This is a genomic window from Clostridium sp. AF19-22AC (assembly GCF_003479085.1).
GTDB lineage: Bacteria > Bacillota > Clostridia > Lachnospirales > Lachnospiraceae > Faecalicatena_A > Faecalicatena_A orotica.
Genome location: NZ_QUGN01000020.1, coordinates 40,631 through 65,584 on the forward strand (window position 1 = coordinate 40,631; position 24,954 = coordinate 65,584).

At 48.0% G+C, this 24,954-nt stretch carries 20 protein-coding genes; 18 read left to right on the top strand and 2 right to left on the bottom strand.

Going from position 1 to position 24,954, the window contains the following annotated elements; all coding sequences use genetic code 11:
- Nucleotides 1-419 precede the first annotated feature (419 nt).
- The 14 genes from DWX43_RS19605 to DWX43_RS19670 all read left to right on the top strand — a co-directional run bounded on the left by DWX43_RS19605 (nt 420) and on the right by DWX43_RS19670 (nt 16,919).
- The gene (locus DWX43_RS19605) at nt 420-1,103 is read left to right on the top strand and encodes a response regulator transcription factor (protein ID WP_118621552.1); all 684 of its coding nucleotides are present in this window, start codon (nt 420-422) and stop codon (nt 1,101-1,103) included.
- Nucleotides 1,100-2,032, top strand: coding sequence for a HAMP domain-containing sensor histidine kinase (locus DWX43_RS19610; protein ID WP_243099405.1), 933 nt, complete (start codon nt 1,100-1,102; stop codon nt 2,030-2,032). The genes DWX43_RS19605 and DWX43_RS19610 overlap by 4 nt, the downstream gene beginning before the upstream one ends.
- A 178-nt stretch (nt 2,033-2,210) precedes the next feature.
- The gene (locus DWX43_RS19615; protein ID WP_118621553.1) at nt 2,211-2,888 is read left to right on the top strand and encodes an ABC transporter ATP-binding protein; all 678 of its coding nucleotides are present in this window, start codon (nt 2,211-2,213) and stop codon (nt 2,886-2,888) included.
- Complete coding sequence (locus DWX43_RS19620) at nt 2,888-5,344, top strand: ABC transporter permease (protein WP_118621554.1); 2,457 nt, start codon at nt 2,888-2,890, stop codon at nt 5,342-5,344. The genes DWX43_RS19615 and DWX43_RS19620 overlap by 1 nt, the downstream gene beginning before the upstream one ends.
- A 159-nt stretch (nt 5,345-5,503) precedes the next feature.
- Nucleotides 5,504-6,559, top strand: coding sequence for a PTS sugar transporter subunit IIC (locus DWX43_RS19625; protein WP_109731250.1), 1,056 nt, complete (start codon nt 5,504-5,506; stop codon nt 6,557-6,559).
- A gap of 183 nt (nt 6,560-6,742) precedes the next feature.
- The gene (locus DWX43_RS19630; protein ID WP_109731249.1) at nt 6,743-7,480 is read left to right on the top strand and encodes a GTP pyrophosphokinase family protein; all 738 of its coding nucleotides are present in this window, start codon (nt 6,743-6,745) and stop codon (nt 7,478-7,480) included.
- 178 nt (nt 7,481-7,658) lie between these two features.
- Nucleotides 7,659-10,052 carry a heavy metal translocating P-type ATPase gene (locus tag DWX43_RS19635; protein ID WP_118621555.1) on the top strand — a complete coding sequence of 798 codons (2,394 nt, stop codon included), beginning with the start codon at nt 7,659-7,661 and terminating at the stop codon, nt 10,050-10,052.
- Nucleotides 10,053-10,269: 217 nt separating this feature from the next.
- Nucleotides 10,270-10,629, top strand: a complete 360-nt coding sequence (locus DWX43_RS19640) for a metalloregulator ArsR/SmtB family transcription factor (RefSeq protein ID WP_118621556.1) — start codon at nt 10,270-10,272, stop codon at nt 10,627-10,629.
- 66 nt (nt 10,630-10,695) lie between these two features.
- Nucleotides 10,696-12,552 carry a heavy metal translocating P-type ATPase gene (locus tag DWX43_RS19645; protein ID WP_118621557.1) on the top strand — a complete coding sequence of 619 codons (1,857 nt, stop codon included), beginning with the start codon at nt 10,696-10,698 and terminating at the stop codon, nt 12,550-12,552.
- A gap of 12 nt (nt 12,553-12,564) precedes the next feature.
- Entirely contained in the window at nt 12,565-13,122 is a 558-nt protein-coding gene (locus DWX43_RS19650) for a tetratricopeptide repeat protein (protein ID WP_118621558.1), read from the top strand.
- 20 nt (nt 13,123-13,142) lie between these two features.
- Nucleotides 13,143-13,709 (top strand): class I SAM-dependent methyltransferase, encoded by a 567-nt coding sequence (locus DWX43_RS19655; protein ID WP_109731244.1) that lies wholly within the window; start codon nt 13,143-13,145, stop codon nt 13,707-13,709.
- 136 nt (nt 13,710-13,845) lie between these two features.
- The gene (locus DWX43_RS19660) at nt 13,846-14,259 is read left to right on the top strand and encodes an Rrf2 family transcriptional regulator (protein WP_109731243.1); all 414 of its coding nucleotides are present in this window, start codon (nt 13,846-13,848) and stop codon (nt 14,257-14,259) included.
- A gap of 55 nt (nt 14,260-14,314) precedes the next feature.
- Nucleotides 14,315-15,556 (top strand): GTPase HflX, encoded by a 1,242-nt coding sequence (gene hflX / locus DWX43_RS19665; RefSeq protein ID WP_118621559.1) that lies wholly within the window; start codon nt 14,315-14,317, stop codon nt 15,554-15,556.
- Between the two features lie 10 nt (nt 15,557-15,566).
- The gene (locus DWX43_RS19670; RefSeq protein ID WP_118621560.1) at nt 15,567-16,919 is read left to right on the top strand and encodes an MATE family efflux transporter; all 1,353 of its coding nucleotides are present in this window, start codon (nt 15,567-15,569) and stop codon (nt 16,917-16,919) included.
- On the opposite strand, the gene pduB is transcribed toward DWX43_RS19670, so the two are convergent.
- Together pduB and fabG are read right to left on the bottom strand one after the other, a co-directional pair.
- Nucleotides 16,920-17,648 (bottom strand): microcompartment protein PduB, encoded by a 729-nt coding sequence (gene pduB, locus DWX43_RS19675; protein WP_109731240.1) that lies wholly within the window; start codon nt 17,646-17,648, stop codon nt 16,920-16,922.
- Nucleotides 17,649-17,678: 30 nt separating this feature from the next.
- Nucleotides 17,679-18,410, bottom strand: coding sequence for a 3-oxoacyl-ACP reductase FabG (fabG, locus tag DWX43_RS19680; RefSeq protein WP_118621561.1), 732 nt, complete (start codon nt 18,408-18,410; stop codon nt 17,679-17,681).
- A gap of 215 nt (nt 18,411-18,625) precedes the next feature.
- On the opposite strand from fabG, the gene DWX43_RS19685 reads away from it, so the two are divergent.
- From DWX43_RS19685 to DWX43_RS19700, 4 genes are all read left to right on the top strand, one after another.
- Entirely contained in the window at nt 18,626-22,456 is a 3,831-nt protein-coding gene (locus DWX43_RS19685) for an efflux RND transporter permease subunit (protein ID WP_118621562.1), read from the top strand.
- A complete protein-coding gene (locus tag DWX43_RS19690; RefSeq protein WP_109731237.1) occupies nt 22,449-23,009 on the top strand; it encodes an HD domain-containing protein in 561 nt (186 codons plus the stop codon). Before DWX43_RS19685 ends, DWX43_RS19690 begins: the two co-directional genes overlap by 8 nt.
- 52 nt (nt 23,010-23,061) lie before the next feature.
- A complete protein-coding gene (locus DWX43_RS19695; RefSeq protein WP_118621580.1) occupies nt 23,062-24,075 on the top strand; it encodes an asparaginase in 1,014 nt (337 codons plus the stop codon).
- Between the two features lie 88 nt (nt 24,076-24,163).
- On the top strand, nt 24,164-24,949 hold the full coding sequence (locus tag DWX43_RS19700) for an AAA family ATPase (protein WP_118621563.1): 786 nt from the start codon (nt 24,164-24,166) through the stop codon (nt 24,947-24,949).
- Nucleotides 24,950-24,954 lie beyond the last annotated feature (5 nt).

Below are 24,954 nucleotides of genomic sequence, written 5' to 3' on the forward strand. Positions count from 1 at the left end.
TATAGTTATATACATCAAAGGAAAACAACCTTTTGATTTTTGAATAGATAGCATAAATTTCATAATTTTCCCTCCCGGGGCTGGAAGTGATTCCAGCCCCTGTTACTGTTCACAGGTACGCCTGTAAACAGTAACGCGCCTGCCCATTTAAAGTCGCCTGCGGCGAGGGGCAGGCTTATTGTCTGTTTTAAGTTACGGCTCCCAGCCTATCAGCGTAGTGATAGGCTGGGGAGTGAACAGTAACCAGCCCCTTTCTCCATGTTACAGCCCCCTCAGGATTCTTTGACAAACACGAATGCCCCATGCTAAAATATGTACGGGCAGAAGAGAGGAAACAGGGCGTATATCCGCCCGGTACATCGGCTGACGATTATCTGCCTGTTACTTAATTATGCGGTGTATCAGTATAATGAAATGTGATGGAAAATATATTGATTATAGAAGACGATGAAATGCTCAATGACGGCCTGTGTTTTAATCTCCAGAGGGCCGGGTTTCATCCGGTCCCGGCATATAACTTAAGACAGGCCCGGGCATATATGAAAGAGCAGGAGTTTCAGATGTTTTTGCTGGATGTAAACCTGCCGGATGGTGACGGGTTTCATTTTTCAGAAGAGATACGCAGTGGGAGCAGCGCGCCTATTGTATTTTTAACGGCCCACGATATGGATGAGGATATGATACGCGGCTTTGAGGCCGGTGCTGACGATTATATTACGAAACCTTTTAACATACGGATTGTGCTCCAGAGGATTCAGGCAATCCTGAGGCGCTGTGAGCCGGCAAAGGAGGAACAGGTACACAGGTGCGGCAGTCTTGAGGTGGATCTTGAGAACCGGACCGTGTCAAAGAACGGGGAAGTACTGACCCTTACTCCGACAGAATTTAAGCTGCTTCAGGTATTCATAAGGAATCCGGGGCAGGTCCTGACAAGACAGGTTCTTCTTGACAAACTGTGGGATCAGGACGGAAACTTTGTGGATGAACACACACTTACCATCAATATCAGCCGTCTCAGGGGCAAGATCGAGGATGATAACAATTCCTATATCAAGACTGTTTACGGCATGGGATACCAGTGGATGGAGGAAAATAAAAGATGACGATTAGTCTGGGAGCGGCAGTGGTGATTCTGGCAGCAGGCATGTCGGCGGCAGTGGTAATAAGCTTTCTGGTATTCAGGAGAAAGTACCGGAAGCTGACGGGGTATATCAGTGATACTCTGGACGATATGGTCGCTGGGAAAGAACCATCCAGAAATACGGACCTTGAAACGCTTTCATCCAAACTTGCGATGAAGGTGGAGAAGCTGGGGGAGGTCACCAGATTGTCTGGCGAACAGAATCTCCGCCAGAAACAGGAGATACAGGGAATGGTGTCAGACATTTCTCATCAGCTGAAGACTCCCATTGCCAATATTATGATGTACAGCGATACGGTCAGCATGAGCCCGGATCTGGGGGAAGAAGACAGAAGACTCTTGTCGGTGATGGAAAATCAGGTAAACAAGCTGGACTTTCTGGTACGTTCACTCGTGAAAATGTCACGGCTGGAGAGTAACCTGATTACACTGAAAAAAGAAAATACGCCTCTGTTCCAAACCATATCCGGAGCCGTATCGTCTGTACTCCCCAAAGCCGAAAAGAAAAAGATTCAACTGGAAGTGCACTGTCCTGAAGCTCTGAGGCTTTTTTATGATCCGAAATGGACGGAAGAAGCGATATTCAATGTATTGGACAATGCAGTGAAATATACGCCTGATGGAGGAAAGATAATTCTTGATGTAGATCACCGGCAGATGTACACACGGATCAGAATCCGTGATACCGGAACCGGCATAGATCCGGAACATATCAACGATATCTTTAAACGGTTTTACAGGGAAGAGGCCGTTCGTAAGGAAGAGGGCGTCGGAATCGGCCTGTACCTGACAAGGGAGATTCTGATGAAGCAGTCTGGGTATATCATGGCAGAGTCGAGGAAAGGCGAAGGCAGCACATTTTCCCTTTTTCTTTCAAATGAGAGGCCTTAAAAAGGCGGCTAAAATAGTTTCCCATCCCGGGAGGCTATTTTTTTCACGCTTTTGCAGAATGAAATGTTACAAAACTGATACCTTTTTCTCTTTTTATGAGAGGGTCCTGTAACATTGTGATGATAGGATTGGATTATAGAAAACAACAAGACAATGAAGCAGGGATAAGGAGAGAACGATGAGTATTTTAAAAACAAAAGGATTGAAAAAATATTATGGCAGCGAACCATCTATTGTTAAGGCATTGGACGGAGTGGATTTAGAAGTGGAACAGGGGAGTTTCGCGGCGGTCGTGGGAACAAGCGGAAGCGGTAAATCGACACTTCTCCATATGCTGGGCGGTCTGGATAATCCGACAGAAGGCAGTGTCATGGTAGCGGGAAGGGAACTGTCAGAGATGAATGACGATGAACTTACGATTTTCAGGCGCAGGCAGATTGGATTCGTGTTTCAAGCCTACAATCTTGTACCGGTGCTCAATGCATATGAGAATATTGTGCTTCCGATCGAACTGGACGGTAATCAGGTAGACCGGGACTATGTGATGGAAATCGTCAGGATGATCGGGATGGAAAAACGTCTGAAGAACATGCCGAACCAGATGTCCGGTGGAGAACAGCAGCGTATTGCAATTGCAAGGGCCCTTGCTGCAAAGCCGGCGATCCTTCTGGCCGATGAACCGACAGGGAATCTGGACAGCCGTACAAGTCAGGATGTGCTTGGCCTCCTGAAGACGACAGGCGTGCGGTTTGGACAGACGATTGTCATGATTACGCACAATGAAGAAATCGCCCAGATGGCAGATACGCTGATACGCATCGAAGACGGGAAAATCAGAGAAAGCAGGTGGCAGTAATGAAAATGGACCGGAATGTAAATAAGACTGTGATCCGCCGGCTTGCGAACAAAAGCATGGAAAACAGCCGTACAAGGAATCTCTTTACATGTCTGACGATTGCCCTGTCCGTGGCATTGGTGCTGACATTTATACTATATGTGTTTGGGAGTTCCAAAGAGAAATTAAGACTTCTGGAAGATACGGCTCAGGTGTCTTATATGGACATTACACCTGAGCAGGCAGAGCAGCTAAAGACTGATGACAGAGTGAAATGGGCGGCAGCAGACAGTAAGGCAGGCAGTGGAAAAGTAGGGAATAACCGTCTTCTTGTAATGTATCAGGATGAGACTTTTATGGAGCGGGACCAGATCGAATACACAGGGGAACTCCCGGAAGGAGACCATGATATCATGCTGCCGGCAGATTATATAGAGCAGCTTGGACTATCCGTGCAGCCGGGGGATACTGTATCACTCGACCTTGGAAACAAAAAAGTCAGGGAATACCGGGTCACGGCCATTGTAGATACGCCGTCCAAAGCAAAAAATAGTCACAAGATTTATGTATCACTTCCCTGTGCCATGATGCTCAAAGGGGAAAGCGTTCCGACAGTCAGTGCGTCCGTTAATATGAAGGGTGCTATGGATATGGATCTGGATACAGCCAGACAGAGTGCTCTTAAGATCGGGGAGGCGGCTGGAATACCGGAAGGCCAGATCAAGGTAAATGATGGTTACTTTGGTCAGGCAGGTGTTTCGAGGCTTACAACAGGCAGCATCATTACTCTTGTTCTGGTGGCACTGCTGATACTGGCAGCGGCAGGCCTTGTCATCCATAATATTTTCTACATCGCAGTGGCAGGGAAGGTCCGGGAATACGGACAGATGCGTACACTCGGTATGACGAGGCAGCAGGTGCGTACGCTCGTATCGAGAGAAGGAATGATTCTGGCGCTGAAGGGTATGCCTTTTGGGATCCTGCTTGGAGGCGTGATGGGATATGCCCTTGTCCCGAAAGGCTGGGATACGTTCACATTTTTAGGGGCAGCACTTGTCTGTCTGCTTCTGGGAATGGTTTCCGTTGGCATTTCTGTCAGGAAACCGGCTAAAATTGCGGCGGCAACATCACCGATTGAGGCGCTTGGATATACCGGTTACACTGAAAAAATGAAGGAATCCACGGTACTGAAACGCCGGCTGACACCTAACAGCCTGGCAGGTATTAACTTAAAAAGGAACAGGAAGAAAAGTATCCTGACGATGAGTTCACTCGTACTTGCAGGAGTTCTTTTAGGGACGATTGCCACTTTCATCGTATCTTATGACCCCGGAGCTTCTGCAGATAACTTTTTCCCGGAAGGAGAATATCAGTTACAGCTGACAGCAGAATCTGGTTATGATAACAATGATACAAGTCTTGAAGGGCGCGTGAAAGCCTATGCACAGCTTCAGGCAGAAGATGTGATGGGGGAGGGCCTTAAGGAGGAACTGGAGAGCATAGACGGCGTGATATCTGCGAAACCGTGGAAATATCTCACGATAGCCGCAAATATGTTCAGGGAAGAACAGCAGGAAGGTGTCAATGGTTTTACAGAAGCAGATTTTGCATTACTCAAAGAGATGGATTATGACGGGCCGGAAACATATGACGAACTTCTGGACGGACCGGGAATGGTTGTAGAAACCGAGAGCAATAGTAACTTTAAAGAAAATCCTATTAAAAGAGGGGATACGATTTCTGTAGTTTACTATAATCAGACAGGCGAGAGGATAGAAGAGAATGTGCCGGTACTGGCGACGATTAAAATGATTTCCTGGAACAAGAAGAATGTTGAGGAGGGACGCGATGTAAGACTTCCGTTGGCTGTTATGGGAAGCACCCTGCTTATGCCCGCTAAAATGCTGGACCAGTGGACTACGATGAATACAACCTACGGCTATGAAATCGCTGTGGAGCCGGGGACGGAAAAAGTGGTTGGCAGGGAGCTTGAGAAACTGTTTGGGGCAGAAGAAAATATGTATCTGTCATCCAAAACCGAAACACGGGAGTATCTGGAGAATGAGAGTTTCGCCATGAAAATGATTCTCTATGTGCTGGCTGTATTCCTCGTGGCATTTGGTGTGATCAACCTGATGAATACGATCATGACCAATCTGTTTACGCGTAAAAAAGAACTGGGAATCCTGCAGGCAGTCGGAATGACGAAGGAGCAGATAAGGACTATGTTAAGCAGGGAGACCTTGAGTTATGTCGGTGTTTCCGCCATATGTACGCTTGTGTTCGGCGGGGTTCTCGGATACGGCCTGGTGCGTGCATGTATACAGCTGGGACTGGGGGTAAGTTATACTTTCCCGTGGATACCGGTCCTTCTGTACATCGTACTGCTGGCGGCTATGCAGCTGATTATGACACAATATGGCGTGAAGATGCTTCAAAAAGAAACATTAGTGGAGAGAATGAAAGAAACAGATTAAATAAAGGGCTGTGCAGTATCCTTAAGGGAGGACTGCACAGCCTTTTACATGAAGCTTTTTTAAGGTTTATTAAGTGTGAAAAAAAGTGACTTTTCAAACGGTTTATGATAAAATGGCGGGGAGTGACAAGACAGATGTAAGTGCAGGAGGAACGAAGGGATGAAAAAGTTACTGGACAGGATCTTTATAGACGGTCTGGGCGGAATGGCCCAGGGGCTGTTTGCTACTTTAATCATAGGGACGATTATACAGCAGATTGGTACCTTTATGGGCGGGTCGACAGGAAATATGATTTTTGCCGTGGGGAAAGTTGCGGCGGCTATGACTGGTGCCGGGATAGGTGTCGGCGTGGCAAGGAAGCTGGATGCCAGCCATCTCGTGATTGTGTCTGCGGCCACGGCGGGAATGACAGGTGCCTTTGCAAGTAAGCTTCTGGCGGGGCAGGTGATTCAGGACGGTACAATGGTATTTGCGGGCCCCGGAGAGCCGCTGGGGGCTTTTGTGGCCGCATACATAGCGATAGAATGCGGAATCCTGATTTCAGGGAAGACAAAGCTGGATATTATCCTCACACCGCTTGTGTCAATCGGGACAGGCTCTGCTGTGGGACTGCTGTTGGGGCCTCCGATTTCACGGTTTATGAACTGGCTGGGGTCTCTGATTAACTGGGGAACAGAACAGCAGCCCTTCCTGATGGGAATTATTGTATCGGTGCTGATGGGGATGATTCTGACACTGCCGATCAGTTCAGCCGCGCTCGGGATTATTCTGAATTTGTCCGGTCTTGCGGCAGGCGCGGCAACGATCGGATGCTGCTGCAACATGGTCGGATTTGCAGTGGCCAGCTTCCGGGAAAATAAAATCGGCGGTTTTCTGGCGCAGGGAATCGGAACCTCCATGCTGCAGGTCCCGAATATTGTCAGAAAACCGATTATATGGCTGCCGGCGATACTGTCCAGTGCGATACTGGGCCCGGTCGGTACGATGGTGCTGCATATGACCAGTAACGCGACAGGGTCAGGTATGGGGACGGCCGGGCTGGTAGGACAGATTATGACATGGCAGGTTATGACACAGAATGAGGCCCAGCTGATCGTATTAATAAAGATACTGGTGATCCAGATATTATTGCCGGCATTTGTGACACTGGGAATATCCGAGTTTATGAGAAAACGAAAGTGGATCAAGTTCGGGGATATGAAACTGGAATTATAGGGGAATATGGCTGCAAGAAGAGTTACGTATGCTTTCTTTTGCTTATGGTACATTATCTTTTCCAGTTTATTCCTTGCCTTTGAATTCTTAAAAAAGAATGAACTGGCTGACATAAAGCACGATTTATGATATACTGAAAAAGGCTGGGAAAGGGGGATTTCCGACGTGAGAGGAGAGCAACAGATGCATGACGCTATCAAGAATTACGAGGACGTAGATAGCTGGAAGACGGTTATTTTTCTATACAATGCTGCATTAAAAGAAGTAGGGACAAAGCTGGAGATTCTGAATGATGAATTTCAGCATGTTCACCAGTATAATCCCATCGAACACATCAAGACGAGGATCAAGACTCCGGAGAGCATAGTCAAGAAGCTGAAGAGATACGGCTATGAGACTTCGATAGAGAATATGGTAAAGTACATAAATGATATTGCGGGAGTCAGGCTGATCTGTTCGTTTACTTCAGATATTTACCGTCTGGCGGAGATGATCGGGAACCAGAGTGACCTGAAGGTGCTTTCTATCAAAGACTATATTAAGAATCCAAAAGAAAGCGGCTACAAGAGCTATCATATGCTCGTGTCAGTACCGATTTTTCTTTCCGACAGTGTCGTGGATACGAAGGTAGAGATTCAGATCAGGACAATTGCAATGGATTTCTGGGCAAGCCTGGAGCATAAGATTTACTATAAGTTTGAGGGAAATGCTCCGGATTATATCAGCCGCGAACTCAGGGAATGTGCGCAGATGGTCGCCGAACTGGACGATAAGATGCTGTCATTGAATGATGCCATTCAGGCATGTCTTCTGAATGCCGGTGATAACACAAGCGGCAAAGATAAGCTGGAAGAGATAGCGGAGAATGTAATAGGAAATAAGCGGGCACAGAACAGTGTGCATTTTGTAGACGAAAAGTAAGCGAAATTAAGGGCCGGAACAGGCAGGACTGGGAGAAGATTTCCATGTTCTGCGGTTCCGGTTTTTTCTTTATAAAATATATCTTTTTTCATGAAATTCTATTGACAAATCGGCTTCAATGTGATTACATGAACATATGAACAGTTATTCATATGTTGTTTATGATGGAGGGATAGATATGGCACAACAGGCAGTTAATAGAAAGGTTTATCATGCGCATCCTGAATGTGGGTGCGGATATGAGCACCATCACGGGGAAGAACATGAACACGGCCATCAACATGAACACAGCCACCACCATGAACATGGGGAGGAATGTGGGTGCGGGCATGAGCACCATCATGAGGAAGCGCATGTCCACGGTCATCACCATGAACATGGGGAAGAATGCCACTGCGGGCACGATCATGGGGAACATGACGGGCATGTGCATGAGGCCGTGGAACGGCGCCAGGTAAATCATGCATTTGACAACGTCAAGAAGCAGGTATACATTTTGGAAAACCTGAGCTGTGCGAACTGTGCGGCAAAGATGGAGAGAAAGATTCAGGAGCTTCCCCAGGTTGATTTTGCAAACATTACTTATGCAACAAAACAGCTTCAGGTAGTGACGAATACGGAGGAAGAACTGCTCCCTGTTTTCCAGAAAATCTGTTCTTCAATAGAAGGGGAAGTTACGGTATCTAAAAGGGAAAGAAAACCTGTGGCTAAAGAAGAGAGAAAAGCAGGAAAATTCAGTGAAAACAGGAAGGATTTTGTGGAGATCGGTCTTGGGGCGGTTTTCCTGATTGCCGGAAAACTGACAGAACCGGTAAATGGCTATCTTTCTTTTGCATTGTTCATCCTTGGATATCTCATTCTGGGAAGGGCGGTTTTATTTACAGCTGCTAAGAATCTCGGCAAAGGGCATGTGTTTGACGAGAATTTCCTGATGAGTATCGCCACGCTGGGAGCGTTGGTGATCGGGGATTATGCGGAAGCAGTGGGTGTTATGATGTTTTACCGCGTAGGAGAGCTTTTCGAGGAGATTGCGGTGGCAAGGAGCCGCAGCCAGATTATGGATGCTGTGGATATGCGCCCGGAAGTGGTAAACAGGATGAACGGTGACGATGTTGACGTGATTCCTGCGCAGGAGGCTGTCATCGGAGATGTTCTTTTGGTCAGGCCCGGAGACCGGATTCCGCTGGATGGTACGATCGTGGAAGGAGAGAGCCGGATTGATACTTCACCGGTAACAGGGGAGCCCGTACCCGTTGCTGCAAAAGTGGGAGACAGTGTGACATCAGGCTGTGTGAACACATCGGGCCTGCTGAAAATCCGTGCGGATAAGGCACTGGAAGATTCTATGGTTACCAGAATTCTGGATTCTGTAGAAAATGCGGCGGCAAACAAGCCTAAGATTGACCGTTTTATTACAAGATTTTCGAGAGTGTATACACCGTTTGTAGTAGCACTTGCTGCTGCAACGGCCATCATTCCGTCCATCGTAACCGGAAACTGGAATTACTGGGTATACACAGCGATTACGTTCCTTGTAATCAGCTGCCCATGCGCGCTTGTGTTAAGTGTACCGCTGGCATTTTTCTCGGGAATCGGAGCTGGATCGAAGAAAGGGATCTTATTCAAGGGAGGCGTGGCTATCGAAGCGCTTCAGGGTGTGAAAGCGATTGTCATGGATAAGACGGGAACGATTACCGAGGGAAACTTTGTTGTGCAGGATATCGTTCCGGCGGCAGGCGTAGACCGGGAAGAACTGCTTAAGTTTGCTGGCAGCTGTGAACTGACTTCTACCCATCCAATCGGAAACAGCATTGTGACTGCGGCTGGGGAAAAAGGGATTGAACTGAAGAGGCCGGCGGCAGTGAAAGAGATTTCTGGAAAAGGAATCAAGGCGGAATTACCAGAGGGTACGGTATTGTGCGGAAATAAAAAACTGCTTGAAAACTACCAGATTGATCTGGCAGAGTGTGAGGATACCACATATGGCACAGAAGTCCTGCTAGCGTTAAATGGCAGGTATGCAGGAAGAATTGTGATTGCCGATACAATCAAGGCGGATGCAAAACAGGCGGTTGCGTCACTGAAAAGGCTTGGTATCCTGACGGCTATGCTGACGGGTGATGCACAGAAAAGTGCGGAAAGTGTCGGGAAAGAGACTGGGATTGATGAAGTGCATGCAAAACTCCTGCCACAGAATAAGGTGGAGGAATTGCAGAAGATCCGCTCAGAACATGGAAGTGTGATGTTTGTCGGCGACGGCATTAATGATGCCCCGGTACTTGCGGGGGCGGATGTGGGTGCGGCAATGGGCAGCGGCGCGGATGCGGCGATTGAGGCGGCAGATGTAGTATTCATGACCTCTTCTATGGAAGCGATTCCGCAGTCACTGAAGATTGCAAGGACAACCGGCGTGATTGCAAAGCAGAATGTAGCCTTTGCCCTCATAGTCAAGGCACTTGTCATGATTCTGGGACTTGCGGGCATGGCGAACATGTGGATGGCCGTATTCGCGGATACAGGGGTGGCTATGATCTGCATCCTGAATTCGATCCGGGTACTTTATAAAAAGTAATTTCAAAAAACGAAATATACGGGTGCACAGGGCTTCCGGCAGAAGGGGTTATTTCTTCGGCCGGGAGTCATTGCTATATCCGGGAAGGCCCGCATATTTTTATTCGTTTAATAGGGTGCTGCTGCCCATTTAAAGTCGCCTGCGGCAGGGGGCAGCGCTTGACCTGATGGTGGATTTCACGTATAATAAATTCTGAACTTGAAGGGAGATTCCATATATGGAAAAAATAGAGGTAGAACATTGTGACTTTGTCCATGTACATGAGGATGTAGTTGAAAAGGTTCAGGCACATATGCCGGAGGCGGATGAACTCCAGGATCTGGCAGATTTTTTTAAGGTGTTCGGAGATTTGACCAGAATCAGAATACTGTATGTGCTGTTCCAGTCAGAAGTATGTGTATGTGATCTGGCACAGACGCTGAATATGACACAGTCTGCGATCTCACACCAGCTTCGTGTACTTAAGCAGATGAAGCTGGTTTCAAACCGGCGGGAAGGGAAGACGGTGTTCTATTCGCTTGCCGACGGGCATATAAAGACAATTATGAATCAGGGAATGGAACATATCAGAGAGTAAGCGCGGGGATATAACCTGACAGCATGCCCCGTATAAGACAGCATGTAAGAAAAAGAGGGGGCCGCAATGGCAAAAGAAGTAAAAAAGAAATGCATTGAAATCGGGATCGGTCTGGTTTTATACATCAGTGCATTATTGGCAGTCAGACACTGGGATCTTTTTGGGAAGACAGAGCTGATATTGTATTTACTGCCGTATCTGGTGATGACGGTTGGGATTTTTCAGGATATGGCAAAGAACTTCAAAAAACTGCATATTTTTGATGAGAACCTATTGATGCTGCTGGCGACGATCGGGGCATTTATTATTGGAAAATATACGGAAGCTGTAGGGGCGATGCTTTTTTTCCAGTTTGGAAAGATGGTGGAAGTGATTTCTCTGACAAGGACGAAGAAGTCGATTGCCAGATTTATGGATATCCGTCCTGAGTATGCAAACCGCAAGACACATGGCCGTGAAGAAAAGGTACATCCGAGGGAACTTAAGCCGCGTCACATTATTGTGATCAGGCCCGGGGAGAGGATACCGGTGGATGCGGTTGTTACGATGGGAACAAGCATGGTGGATACTAAGGCGCTGACAGGTGAATCAGAGCCATGTGAAGTAAAGATCGGAGACAGGCTTTACAGCGGGAGCATTAATATCAGCGGTGTGCTTGAGGCTCGCGTTTCAAAGGTTTATGCGGATTCCACCGCATCCAGAATTATTAATCTGGTGGAGAACGCGAATAATAATAAAGCGAAAAGCGAGAACTTCGCGGACCGGTTTACGAGGTTTTATACACCGGCAGTTACCTTGCTCGGGATTCTTGTCATGATCCTTCCTCCGATGATGATATCAGGAGATGCGGAGACGTGGGTATACCGCGGTCTGATTTTTCTTGTGGCAGCCTGTCCGTGCGGACTGCTTGTCTCTGTTCCGCTTGCGTTTTTAGGAGGGATCGGGGCGGCATCCAGACAGGGGGTGCTGATTAAGGGGAGTAATTTTCTGGAAGCACTCTCAAAGACAGAGACTTTCGTATTTGATAAAACCGGAACACTGACCGAAGGTGTTTTCCATGTAAAAGAGATATGCCCGAAGCATATGGATGCGGATGAACTTCTCGAGCTTACAGCATATGGGGAAGCATATTCAAACCATCCGATCGCAGTTTCGCTTAGGGAAGCCTATGGAAAAGAGATCGACGGCAGGAGAGTGGAAACGATTAAGGAGTATTCTGGTTTCGGTGTCAGGGCCTATATTGACGGGAGACAGGTCTGCATCGGCAATTCGAAGTTCATGAACCGGCAGGGATTATTCTATCAGCCGGTGCAGGCGATTGGGACTGCCGTGCATGTAGCTGTGGATGACCAGTATGAGGGATATATCCTGATAGCGGATGTCCTAAGGGACGATGTGAAGTGGACGATCCACTGGCTGCAGAGGCACCAGCTTGAGGCTGTCATGCTGACAGGGGACAATGAGCGGGTTGCAGATGATGTGGCGAAGCAGCTCGGGATAGATTATGTCTATGCGAATCTAATGCCGGAAGAAAAGGTGGATCAGGTCAGAGAGTTCATGGAAAGCCAGATGGAAGAGGAGAAGCTTGCGTTTGTAGGGGATGGCATCAACGATGCCCCGGTACTGGCGCTTGCTGATATCGGCATCGCAATGGGCGGTCTGGGAGCGGACGCTGCCCTGGAAGCGGCGGATGTGATACTGATGGAGGATGAACCCTCGAAGATCGTGAATGCCATTAAGATATCGAAAGGAACCATCCGTGCCGTGAAGCTGAACCTGGTATTTGCAATCGGGATGAAGGTAGTTCTGCTGCTGTTAGCGGTTTTCGGATATGTAACCATGCAGAATGCGATTATTGCCGATATGGCAGTGATGCTGATTAATATATTGAATTCTTTCTGGGTACTGAAGTACCCGGAATAAGAGGAGAGCTATATGAAAAAAGGGATTGTTTGTATGATTCTTGCTGCTTTTATGCTGACCGGCTGCAAGGACAAGGTAAATTATATAGAGCAGGGGACGCAGCAGATGGAGGAGCAGCAGTATGAGGAAGCCGTATCTTCTTTCCAGAAGTCTTTAGAGGAGAAGGAGGATGCCGCGGAAGCATACAGGGGGCTTGGCATGGCCTATTATGAGCAGCAGGATTATGAGGCGGCGAAAGAAGCGTTTCAGAATGTTCTGGACAATGAAGGGGATGAAACCCCGACACTCTATAACTTTATCGGCGTATGTTCCATGCAGCTTAACGATGTGGAAGGGGCGCTGGATGCATTTCAGAAAGGAATAGCGCTTTCCGGGGAAACGGGCGGGAAGAAAGATGAGGATGCCCCTGATTATACCGAGGTTGTCCGGGAAATGAAGTATAACGAGATTGTCTGCTATGAAAGGCAGCAGGATTGGGAGACTGCGGGGGCGAAGGCAGAGGAATATCTGGCTGCGTATCCGGATGATAAGGATATGCAGAAGGAAGCAGAATTTTTAAGAACAAGATAGTTGCATTCTGGGAGTTTCATATGAAATATAGTTATAGGATTACAGATTACTGCCACCGGTTTCTGGAGCAGTATATAGAACCGGGGGATATTTGTGTGGATGCCACTGCGGGGAACGGCAATGATACAGAGTTCCTCTGCAGGCTCTGTGGGGAAGACGGCATGGTATATGCATTTGATATACAGGAAGAGGCGATTCTCGGCACAAAAGAACGGCTGGAGAAATGCGGTTATGAAAACAGATTCTGCCTGATACATGACGGGCATGAAAAGATGGGAGAATACGTGAAAGAAAGCGTATCTGCCATCGTTTTTAATTTTGGCTATCTGCCAGGGGCGGACCATGCAGTCGCGACAAAGCCTGACACGAGTATCCGTGCGGTCGGGGAAGGGCTTAAGCTTCTGAAGAAAGATGGGATCATGAGCCTGTGTATTTACAGTGGGAAGGATACAGGGTATGAAGAGCGGGATGCTTTACTTTCCTATTTAGAGTCTCTGGATCCGAAACGCTGGCTGGTCATTGTTAACCAGTATTTTAACCGGAAGAACGACCCCCCGCTGCCGGTATTTATTATCCGGTTAAAATAGACGTTACTGTTTACAGGCTTGCCTGTGAAAATAAAAATTAGGGTGGTATTTTTTAAAAAATGAATTATAATATAAAAGGAAAACTGTTACCAAAAAGTTAACGGTTAGAATACAGTATGATTAGGAGTGGGAGAAGATGACAAGTGAATTTTCGGTTGCAGTGCATGCCCTTGTATTTTTAAATCACAAAGGATGTGTATATTCCAGTGAGGGACTGGCAGAAAATATCTGCACGAACCCTGCAAGAATACGCAAGGTTATGGCAAAACTAAAAAAGGCAGAGCTGGTAGAGACAAAAGAGGGGATCGAGGGCGGCTATCATTTTGTAATGGACAGCAAAGACGTGACGCTATATATGATTGCAGATGCGCTGGACTTTACCTTCGTATCATCAGGCTGGAAAAGCGGCAGTTCCGAGATGAAATGTCTGATAGCTTCAGGAATGGGAGGACTCATGGAAGAAGTCTATGAAGACTTGAACCAGCGGTGTCTGGCACGTTTGAAGGAAATAACCATAGCAGATCTGGATAAAAAAATATTCAAATCTTGAGAATATTCTGAAAATGAAGGGCAAAGGGGTCAGACCCCTTTGAAAAGGTTAATATATGCCGGTATATGAAATGCAGGAACAGGAAGAACGTATGGTTCTTGTTGGTATTCAGGTGAATGAGTATGAGAAGACGGAGGAATCGCTGGATGAGCTGGCGGAACTTGTGAAGACCGCGAATGCGTCTGTGGCGGGACGGCTGATCCAGAAGAGGGAGGCAGTCCATCCGACTACTTATGTGGGAAAAGGCAAGATTCTGGAACTGAAGGAGCTGCTCTGGGAGACGGAGGCGACAGGGATTGTCTGTGACGATGAGCTGAGCTCTGTGCAGCTTCATAATCTGGAGCGGGAGCTGGAATGCAAGGTGATCGACAGAACGCTTTTGATTCTGGATATTTTTGCGGCCAGGGCGACCAGCAGCGAAGGAAAGATTCAGGTGGAACTGGCCCAGTTGAAGTACCGGGCGGCCCGCCTTGTGGGGCTCCGGGATTCGCTGTCGCGTCTGGGCGGAGGGATCGGCACGAGGGGACCCGGGGAGAAGAAGCTGGAGATAGACCGGCGCCTGATCAGGGGGAGAATCGGCAAGCTGAAAAGGGAACTGGAAGAAGTCGAGCAGCACAGGGAACTGATCCGTACACAGAGGAAGGATTCCCACATGAAAGTGGCGGCGCTTGTCGGCTATACATCTGCCGGAAAGAGCAGTATTGAAAATGCATTGACTGATGCCGGGATTCTGGCAGATGCAATGCTCTTTTCTACGCTGGATACCACGACAAGAGTGCTGGAACTGGACAAGAAGCAGGAGATTCTTCTGACGGACACGGTCGGGTTTATTAATAAACTCCCGCATCATTTGATCGAGGCTTTTAAGAGTACGCTCGAGGAAGCAAAGTATGCAGATATCATCATTCATGTGGTAGACGCATCCAATCCCCAGATGGATAATCAGATGTATGTGGTCTATGAGACACTCAGGCAGCTCGGTGTGGAAGGAAAACCAGTTGTCACGCTGTTTAATAAGCAGGATAAGCTTGAAGGGACAGGTAATTTCCGGGATTTTCAGGCGGACTATTCGATCCTGACTTCGGCGAAGACGGGACAGGGGCTTGAAAAGCTGAAGGAAGTGCTGCTGGAGATTATACGGAAGGAGCAGATCTATATAGAAAGGCTGTATCCGTTTACAGATGCAGGTAAGATTCAGCTTATTCGTAAGAATGGACAGCTGCTGGAAGAAGAATATGTGCCTGAGGGGATTTCCGTGAAGGCATACGTTACAAAAGAAATTTATGGAAAGATTTGAGAGTGATTAAATGAGTGAAAAACAAAATCCACTGGCATCAGCGCCTCTCGGAGGGCTGATTGCCAAGTTTGCAGTGCCGGCAGTAATCAGTATGCTGGTGAGTGCATTATATAATATTGTAGATCAGATATTTATCGGACAGGGCGTTGGTATGCTGGGAAATGCGGCAACCAATATTGCATTTCCGGTTTCCATTATAGCAACGGCGACGGCACTCCTCCTTGGAATCGGAAGTGCATCCAACTATAATCTGGAGATGGGGGCCGGAAAAGAAAAGCGGGCCAGCGAGATTGCAGGAACAGGGCTTTCAATGCTGGTTATTTCGGGAACCGTGATAGGTGTGGTCATACTGCTGTTTTTGGAGCCGCTCCTTCACGTCTTCGGCGCCACAAAAGATGTCCTGCCCTATGCGTTGGATTACACGGGCATTACGGCACTGGGACTGCCGTTTTTTGTACTGACAACCGGGGGCAACCATATTATCAGGGCCGACAGAAGTCCTACATATTCTATGGTATGTATGCTGACCGGGGCGATCCTGAATACCATACTCGACCCGGTGTTTATTTTCGTATTCCACTGGGGAATCAAGGGGGCGGCAGCCGCTACGATTATCGGGCAGATTGTTTCTGGGCTGCTTGTCATTCTATACTTTGCAAAGTTCAGGAATATGGAACTGAAGGCCTCGTCATTCAGGCCGAAAGGAGAATATCTGAAAGCGATTGCCGCACTGGGAATGGCCTCCTGTTTTAACCAGATCGCAATGGCGGTTGTACAGATTGCGATGAATAATACGCTCCGCCACTATGGCGCCTCATCTGCCTATGGGAGCGATATCCCGCTCGCCTGTGTGGGGGTAATTTCCAAGGTCAACAGTGTATTTATGGCAATCTGTATCGGTATATCACAGGGATGCCAGCCAATCTGGGGATTTAACTATGGGGCAAAAAATTATGAACGGGTACGGGGAACTTACAAGAGGGCCGCTGTTTTGTGTACTGCAATTGCAACCTTGTTCTTCCTGTGCTTTCAGATTTTCCCGAGACAGATTGTCAGCATATTCGGAACCGGAAGTGAAGCGTACTTCCGCTTTGCGGACCGTTACCTGAAAATATTTATGTTTATGACGTTTGCAAACGGAATCCAGCCGATGTCATCCGGATTCTTTACTTCCATCGGGAAGGCCAGACTGGGAATCGTGATGTCCCTGACAAGGCAGGTACTCTTCCTGCTTCCGCTGATCTTAATATTCCCTCTCTTCATGGGGATCGACGGTGTTATGTATGCGGGACCGATTGCAGATGCGGCGGCAGCATCGCTTGCTGTTATATTTGCGGTGAGAGAATTGAGGAAAATGAAATAACTACCGCAGATAAGGGACGGAAGGTGTTTCTGGATAACTTCCCAATGATATGAGCAGTTTAAGCCCCGTCTCACGTGCGGTGAGGACTGCATTTTTCACTGCGCTTGCATCTCCTGTGACTGCGACGATGACCTCGTTGGAATGACTGGTGCCCTTGTCGGGAGTCATATACTTGATAATCTCCACAGGGGAGGATTTCACTGCAAGGTCAGCCATTACAAGCCCGATAGCAGCCGGAGATCCGCAGAAGAAACCAAAAGCCTTGCCGACCGGCGCATTGAATGCCATATTCAGCGCCTGGCCGGCATTTGCAGAGAATGTAAATTCCAAATGCCCGGCCTCGCTTATATAGAGTTCTCCTGCATATTTCCCGGTATATTCGAGTGCAATCTCCACGGCCCTGCGGACATCGGAGACATTTTCACCGCCGATGATGATAAAGTTGCCGTGGCCGCCCCATCCTTTCGTATCTCTCGGGAGTTCGATGGATACGACTTCGGTATTGGTGGATTTTACTGCTTCGTCTACAGCGTTGATCTGCCCGGCAGCGCCCGTACGGGAGCTGATCAGCCCGAGACTCGGGTAAGACGTTGAGAGATTCATCTGCTCTTGCAGGGCAGGCGTAACTCCCGGTATGACAAGTCCGATCGTATCAAGTACTGTAGTACCGACAAACTCTGTCATGGTACAGTCCACAGGTATTCTTTCGATATCTTTTACTTTCAGCATAAAGAAACTCCTTTTTATAATTCTAACGTGTTAAATAAACCCTCCGTCCAGTCCGATCACCTGTCCGGTCATGTAATTATGGTGTTCTGCCAGGTCGATCACCAGTTCTGCGACTTCTTCCGGGGTGCCGAACCGTCCCGCAGGCACCTCATCCATAAGCAGCAGGCGGTCTTCTTCTGACAGCTGTGCATTCATGGCAGTGTCAATGACCCCACAGGCAATGGCATTCACCTGGATATTGCTTGGCGCCAGCTCTTTTGCCAGTGCTCTTGTCAGCCCGTTTACGCCGGATTTTGCAGCCGAATACGCGGCCTCACAGGATGCGCCGGAGGTTCCCCACATGGAAGAAATATTGATAATCCGGCCGGATTTTTTTGATACCATATAAGGGACTGCTGCACGGGAGCAATAGAATACAGAGGAAAGATTCGTTCCCAGAACCGTCTCCCAGTCAGTGTCTGTCATATCGGTCAGCAGGCCAATATAAGCCACGCCCGCATTATTGACCAGAACATCGAGTCCGCCGCAGGTATTGCTGATCTGTTGGAAGATGCGCGCCACCTCGGATGACCGGCTGATATCACCCGGCACACACTTGCACATACCACCGTGTGAGAGGATTTCGTCACGGACCAGATAAAGTTCTTCGAGGGAACTCTTACAATTTATAAATACCTGATAACCATGCCGCGCAAATACAAGGGCGCAGGCCTTTCCGATTCCCCGGGAGGCCCCTGTTACCAGTACGGATTTGTTTTTCATAAATGTCTCCTTGTGATTCATGGGATTCCTTTGCTATTATATCTTATCCGTGAAATTTTGTATAGCTAATTTCCCTAAAGTTTTCCTGGTTTCGGGTCTGTTTGAAAGCACGATGGGAAAGAGAAATGTTGTTGTGATTCGTCCTGCCGTGTGTTATGATTTCTTTATAAATCGGGTTTTTCCCGATGTGATTACGAGAAAAAGAGGTAGTACCAATGTTATCTAAGTTCAGTGTGAAGAGACCGTATACAGTGGTTGTTACTGTTGTATTGATTCTGATTCTGGGATTTGTGTCTTTCGATAAAATGACGGTGGATCTTCTGCCGGACATGAATCTCCCTTATGCCATTGTCATGACTACATATCCGGGAGCCAGTCCCGAGGAGGTGGAGACTGCGGTTACAAAGCCGGTGGAACAGGCGATGGCTACGATCAGCAACATCAAGAATGTAAGTTCATCATCAAGGGAAAATGCATCCACAGTCATTTTGGAGTTTGAACAGACAGCCAATATGGACTCGGCCACGATCGAGATGAGGGAAAGTCTGGACCAGATAAGCGGCTACTGGCCGGATACAGTAGGGAACCCTATTATTATGAAACTGAACCCTGCCATGATGCCTGTCATGATACCGGCCATCAGTGTGGACGGGGCTGAACCGTCAGAGACGACAAGGATTATAGAGGAAGAAGTCCTTCCGGAGATTGAGAGTCTGGAAGGGGTTGCGTCAGTCAGTACATTCGGAGATGTGGAACAGACAATCCGTGTTACGGTAAAGGAAAATAAAGTAAGTAATGTAGACAGTTCCATTCAGGGGCAGCTGGACAAGAAGTTTAATGAGGCATCCGACGCTCTGAATCAGGCAAAAGCGCAGATGGAAAGGGGAAAAGCGCAGCTTGAAGACGGGAAGAACCAGGCTGCCGGACAGATGGCGCAGGCAGAGGAACAGCTAGCTGTGAGTGAATCAGAACTGGCACAGGGAAAACTGGAAGTCAGCACGAAGATGAGTGAACTTGAACTGGCGGAGGTGGCACTGGAACAGTTTCAGGCACAGGTTGATGCCAGCGAACAGGCATTGCTTGAACAGAAGCAGGAGCTGGAAGAACTAAATGCAGGCAGAGAGCAGATCGAAGCAGAATATCAGCAGGTACTTCAGGCAATCGCGGAAAACGGAGAAACTTCAGAACTTCAGATTGCGAGGGTAGCTCTGGCCGGGAAACTGGCCCTTCTGGAGCAATACGACCAGTCAATGGCAGTTATCGACCAGGGACTGGCCCAGGTTGCGGAAGGCAGACAGACGATAGCGGATAAGCAGGCGGAACTTGCACAGGCAAAGGAGATGCTGACCCAGGTGCAGGACCAGTTAAATGCAGGAACCCTTACACTGGCCCAGGCGAGGGCACAGCTTAGCAGTGCACAGCTCGAAGGTGCACTTCAGATGAGTGAGGCTTCTGCACAGCTCGCTGTCGGTGAGGCTGAATTAAAGAGCAGGGAAGAGGAACTGAAATCTGCTAAAGAGCAGGCGAAAGCAAGTGCGGATGTAAAATCCATGCTGACTGCGGAGATGATACAGACGGTACTGACAGCGCAGAACTTTAACATGCCGGCAGGTTATGTAAAGGAAGACGGGATCGATTATTTAATCCGCGTCGGGGATAAATTTGATTCAATAGAGGACCTGAAGAATCTGGTTCTGGTTGATATGGAGGGCATTACCCCCATCAAGCTTTCAGATATTGCCGATGTGGAACAGACTGATAATGCGGCGGACACATATGCCAAGTTAAATAAAGAGAACGGGATCCTGCTTCAGGTGCAGAAGCAGACCGGCTATTCTACGGGGGATGTGACAGACCGCATTCTGGACAGGTTTGAACAAATCCAGAAGGAAAACAAGGATATAAAAGTGGTAGTCCTGATGAACCAGGGCGTGTATATTGACATGGTAATCGGGTCCGTTCTCCAGAATCTGGTATTCGGTGCAATTCTGGCGATTCTGATCCTGCTGCTGTTTCTAAAGGATATCAGGCCGACTTTTGTAATTGCCTGCTCCATCCCGATCAGTATACTGGCGGCCATTGTCCTGATGTATTTCAGCGGGGTTACGATGAATGTGATTTCACTTTCAGGACTTGCCCTCGGCGTAGGGATGCTGGTGGACAACTCGATTGTTGTCATTGAGAACATTTACCGGATGAGAAATGAAGAACATGCCACAGCAAAGGAAGCTGCAATCAAGGGTGCACAGCAGGTAGCAGGTGCGATCATGGCATCTACGCTGACGACGGTGTGTGTATTCCTTCCGATTGTATTTACGGAGGGTATTGCAAGACAGCTTTTTGTTGATATGGGACTGACCATCGCATATTCGCTGCTAGCAAGTCTGGTCGTTGCACTGACGCTTGTGCCGATGATGTCGGCCGGACTGCTAAAGAGAACAGAGCAGAAGGAATCCGGATTTTTCCATCATTTGAAGAATGGTTATGAAAAACTTCTGCGGAAGGCACTGCGTTTCAGGCCTCTTGTCCTGGCCGGGGCACTGGCGCTGTTTGTCCTGAGCGGGGTTCTGGCAATATCCAGAGGAACTGCTTTTATGCCGGATATGCAGAGCACACAGATTAGTATGTCGATCACGACACCGGAGGGAACTTCTCTGGAAGATACAGCGAAGGCAGCCGATCAGTTTACTGATCAATTAATGAAACTGAAAGATATTGGTGATGTAGGCGGCATGGCTATGAGCGGCGGAATGATGGGCGGCGGGAATACTGTCACGAATCAGGTGGAATTCTATGCCCTGCTGGCCGAAAAGCGGACAATGTCTGATGAGAAACTGCAGAAATCAATAGAGAGGATTGCAAAAGAGGAAGGCGTCGAACTCTCGATCAGCATGTCCGACATGGATATGAGTGCGCTTGGTTCTTCCGGAATTTCTGTCCAGATAAAGGGCCGTGATCTGGATCAGCTGCAGAGGATGGCAAAAGAAATTGCTGAAATCGTGCAAAATGTGAAGGGAACAAAGAATGTCTCGGACGGTTTGGATGAGACGACGGAGGAACTCAGGGTCGTTGTAGATAAGAAGAAAGCGATTTCCCATAATTTAACTGTCGCCCAGGTGTATCAGGAACTGGCAAAGAAGCTGAAAGACCCGGCTTCTTCTACCAGTCTGGACCTGGATACGTCATCCATCGGTATTATTGTGGCAGAGCAGAAGAATCAGGACCTGACAAGAGAGTCTGTCCGGGACCTGAAACTGGATGTGACAAAGCAGGATGGTTCCAAAGAACAGATTGCCCTGAAGGATATCGCGTCATTCGAGACAGGCTACGGGCTGCAGTCGATCTCGAGGGATGCCCAGAGCCGGTATATGAATGTGACGGCGGAGATTGAAGAAGATGACAACATCGGTCTGGTAAGCGGGCGTGTGGAAAAGGCCTTGAAGAATTATAAGCTGCCGGACGGTTATACGATAGAGATGAAGGGGGAGGACGAGACAATTAATGAGACAATGACAGAGCTGTTTAAGATGCTCGGGCTTGCGGTCGTGTTTATGTATCTGATCATGGTTGCCCAGTTCCAGTCTTTAAGATCTCCGTTTATTGTCATGTTTACTGTACCTCTTGCATTTACGGGAGGTCTGTTCGGATTGTGGATGACAGGAAGTCCGGTCAGCGTGATTGCCATGATCGGTTTTGTAATGTTATCCGGAATTATTGTAAATAATGGTATTGTGTTCATTGATTATACGAACCAGCTGACTGCATCGGGAATGGAGCAGAAGGAAGCTCTAGTGGAGGCCGGAAGGACAAGGCTGCGCCCGATTATCATGACGGCCCTGACGACGATCCTTGGGCTGTCGACAATGGCACTCGGGTTTGGTTCAGGGGCGGATATGGTTCAGCCGATGGCGATCGTAACAATCGGCGGTCTCATATATGGAACTGTGTTAACACTGTTTGTGGTACCGTGCATCTATTCTTTATTCCATAACAGGGAAAAGGCGAGATTGCGGGAAGGCATTGAGGAGGAGCAGGAGAATGATTGATGAAGCCATTGAATTTGCAGCAAGAGCACATGAGGGGCAGTTTCGGAAAGGGACGAAGCGGCCGTATATTGTGCATCCGATTGAAGTGGCAGATATTGTGGCAACTATGACACAGGATGAAGATATCATCTGTGCCGCGGTCCTTCATGATACGATCGAGGACTGTAAGGGAGTAACGGAAGAGATTTTACAGGCAGAATTTGGGGAACGGGTGGCTGCGATGGTCCGGCAGGAAAGTGAGGACAAGTCCAAAACGTGGGAGGAACGGAAAGGGACTACGATCCGCCACCTGAAAGATGCGCCGATGGAAATAAAGATGATCGGGCTGGCTGATAAGCTGTCGAATATGCGCGACATTGACAGGGATTATCCGGCAGCAGGAGAAGATTTGTGGAAGAGGTTCCGCATGAACAGCAAGGCTGCAATGGGATGGTATTATAAGGGGATCCGGGATGCCCTGAAAGAGGATTTCAAAGGGATACCGGTTTTCGAAGAATACTGTGCACTTGTCGAGAAAAACTTCGGGAGTGAACCGGCTTCTCTGGAATGGTAGAAGAAATCAAATCAGTGTTTTTGAAAATAAAAATGATCTGGGGGCAGATAAAATGAAGAAACGTATTTTGATGTTGGGGACAGGCGGGACGATTGCCTGTAAACATACGGACGGAGGACTGAGTCCGGCTATCACATCTGAGGAATTAGTGGGGTATATTCCGGATGTAGAGGAATTTTGTGAGGTACACACGGTCCAGGTATGCAATGTGGACAGTACGAATGTGACTCCTGAGCACTGGAGCATGGTGAGCAGGGCGATTGAGGAGAATTATGAGAAGTATGACGGGTTTGTGGTGTGCCACGGTACAGATACACTTGCCTATACAGCCGCGGCGCTGTCCTATATGATCCAGAACTCCAGAAAACCTATCGTCATAACCGGGGCGCAGAAACCGATCGATGTCGAGAACACGGATGCAAGGATGAACCTGCTGGACAGCTTCATCTATGCAGCGGATGACGGATCCCGGGACGTCAATATCGTATTTGACGGTAAAGTGATAGTCGGAACAAGAGCCAAAAAAGAGCGTGCAAAAAGTTACAACGCGTTTTCCAGCATAAACTTTCCATATCCGGCGGTCATTCAGGACCAGAGGGTGATCCGTTACATTCCGCCGGAGGATTATAAAGGCGGTGTACAGTTTTTCCATGAGATGAATAACAGCATCTACGTGCTGAAACTAATTCCGGGACAGAATCCCGATATTCTGGAGTATGTATTCGATAAATACCAGTGTATCGTAATCGAGAGCTTCGGGGTAGGCGGAATCCCCGAATATCTTGTGACAAAATTCTACGAAGTCATGAAAGACTGGGAGTCCCGCGGCAAACTGGCAATTGTTGCAACGCAGGTCGTAAAAGAAGGCAGCAACATGATGGTATACGAAGTCGGCAAAAAAGTGAAACAGGATTTCGACCTGCTGGAGACATACGACATGACCCTCGAGGCAACCATCACAAAAGCCATGTGGCTGATGGCCAGAAAGCACGACGGGTATGAAGAGATGAAGAGAGAGTTTTACAGGATGATCAACCATGATATAATGGGAAACGGACAAGCCTGATTAAAGTTAGGCGGATATAACTTAAGAATATTCTGAAAATGGAGAGCAAAGGGGTCAGACCCCTTTGAAGTTCCTGCGGAGGTACGAGATGGATAAGACGAGAGTGATATGTTTTGCGAATAACAAAGGAGGAAGTGGGAAGTCCACGACATGTTCGAATGTGGGCTATGGACTGACCCGGCTTGGATATAAAGTGCTTTTGATTGACGGGGACATGCAGCTGAATCTTTCCCTCTCGCTATTTGACGAGGACCAGGTGCTGGCGTTTGCACAGGGGGAAAAGAATCTTTATGAAGGAATCAGGAAGCAGGCTGACCTTACGGATTATGTTGTGCATTCACCATATGAAGGGCTGGACCTGATCCCGTCATCGACGCTGATGAGTTCCATTGAATATGAATTATTTACAAAGTGGCAGAGAGAATACATACTGAGAAAATGCCTTGCACCGGTTAAAGAGGCGGGAACATATGACTATATTCTGATTGATGCCCCGCCGACGCTGGGGGGATGGGTCATGAACATCCTGTGTGCGTCGGATGAGGTGGTGATTCCGGTAGAATCGACTCCGTGGGGACTTTTCGGGCTCGGGAATATGTTTGAATTTCTGGAAGAGGTAAAACAGATTGCTCCTGAATTAAAACTGGGCGGGATTGTGATCACGAAGGTGGATACAAGGAAAAATTATTTTAAGCAGACACTGGATAGCTTAAAAGAGCTGGAAAATGTGAAAGTTTTTGATACATATATCCGTGTAGACAGTGGGATTGAATGGTCCCAGGATAATAATGTGCCGATCATGGCATATAAGAAGAGCAGCAGAAGTGCTGCGGAATATATGGAACTTGCAAAAGAAATCGCAGAACAGAAATAGGTGAG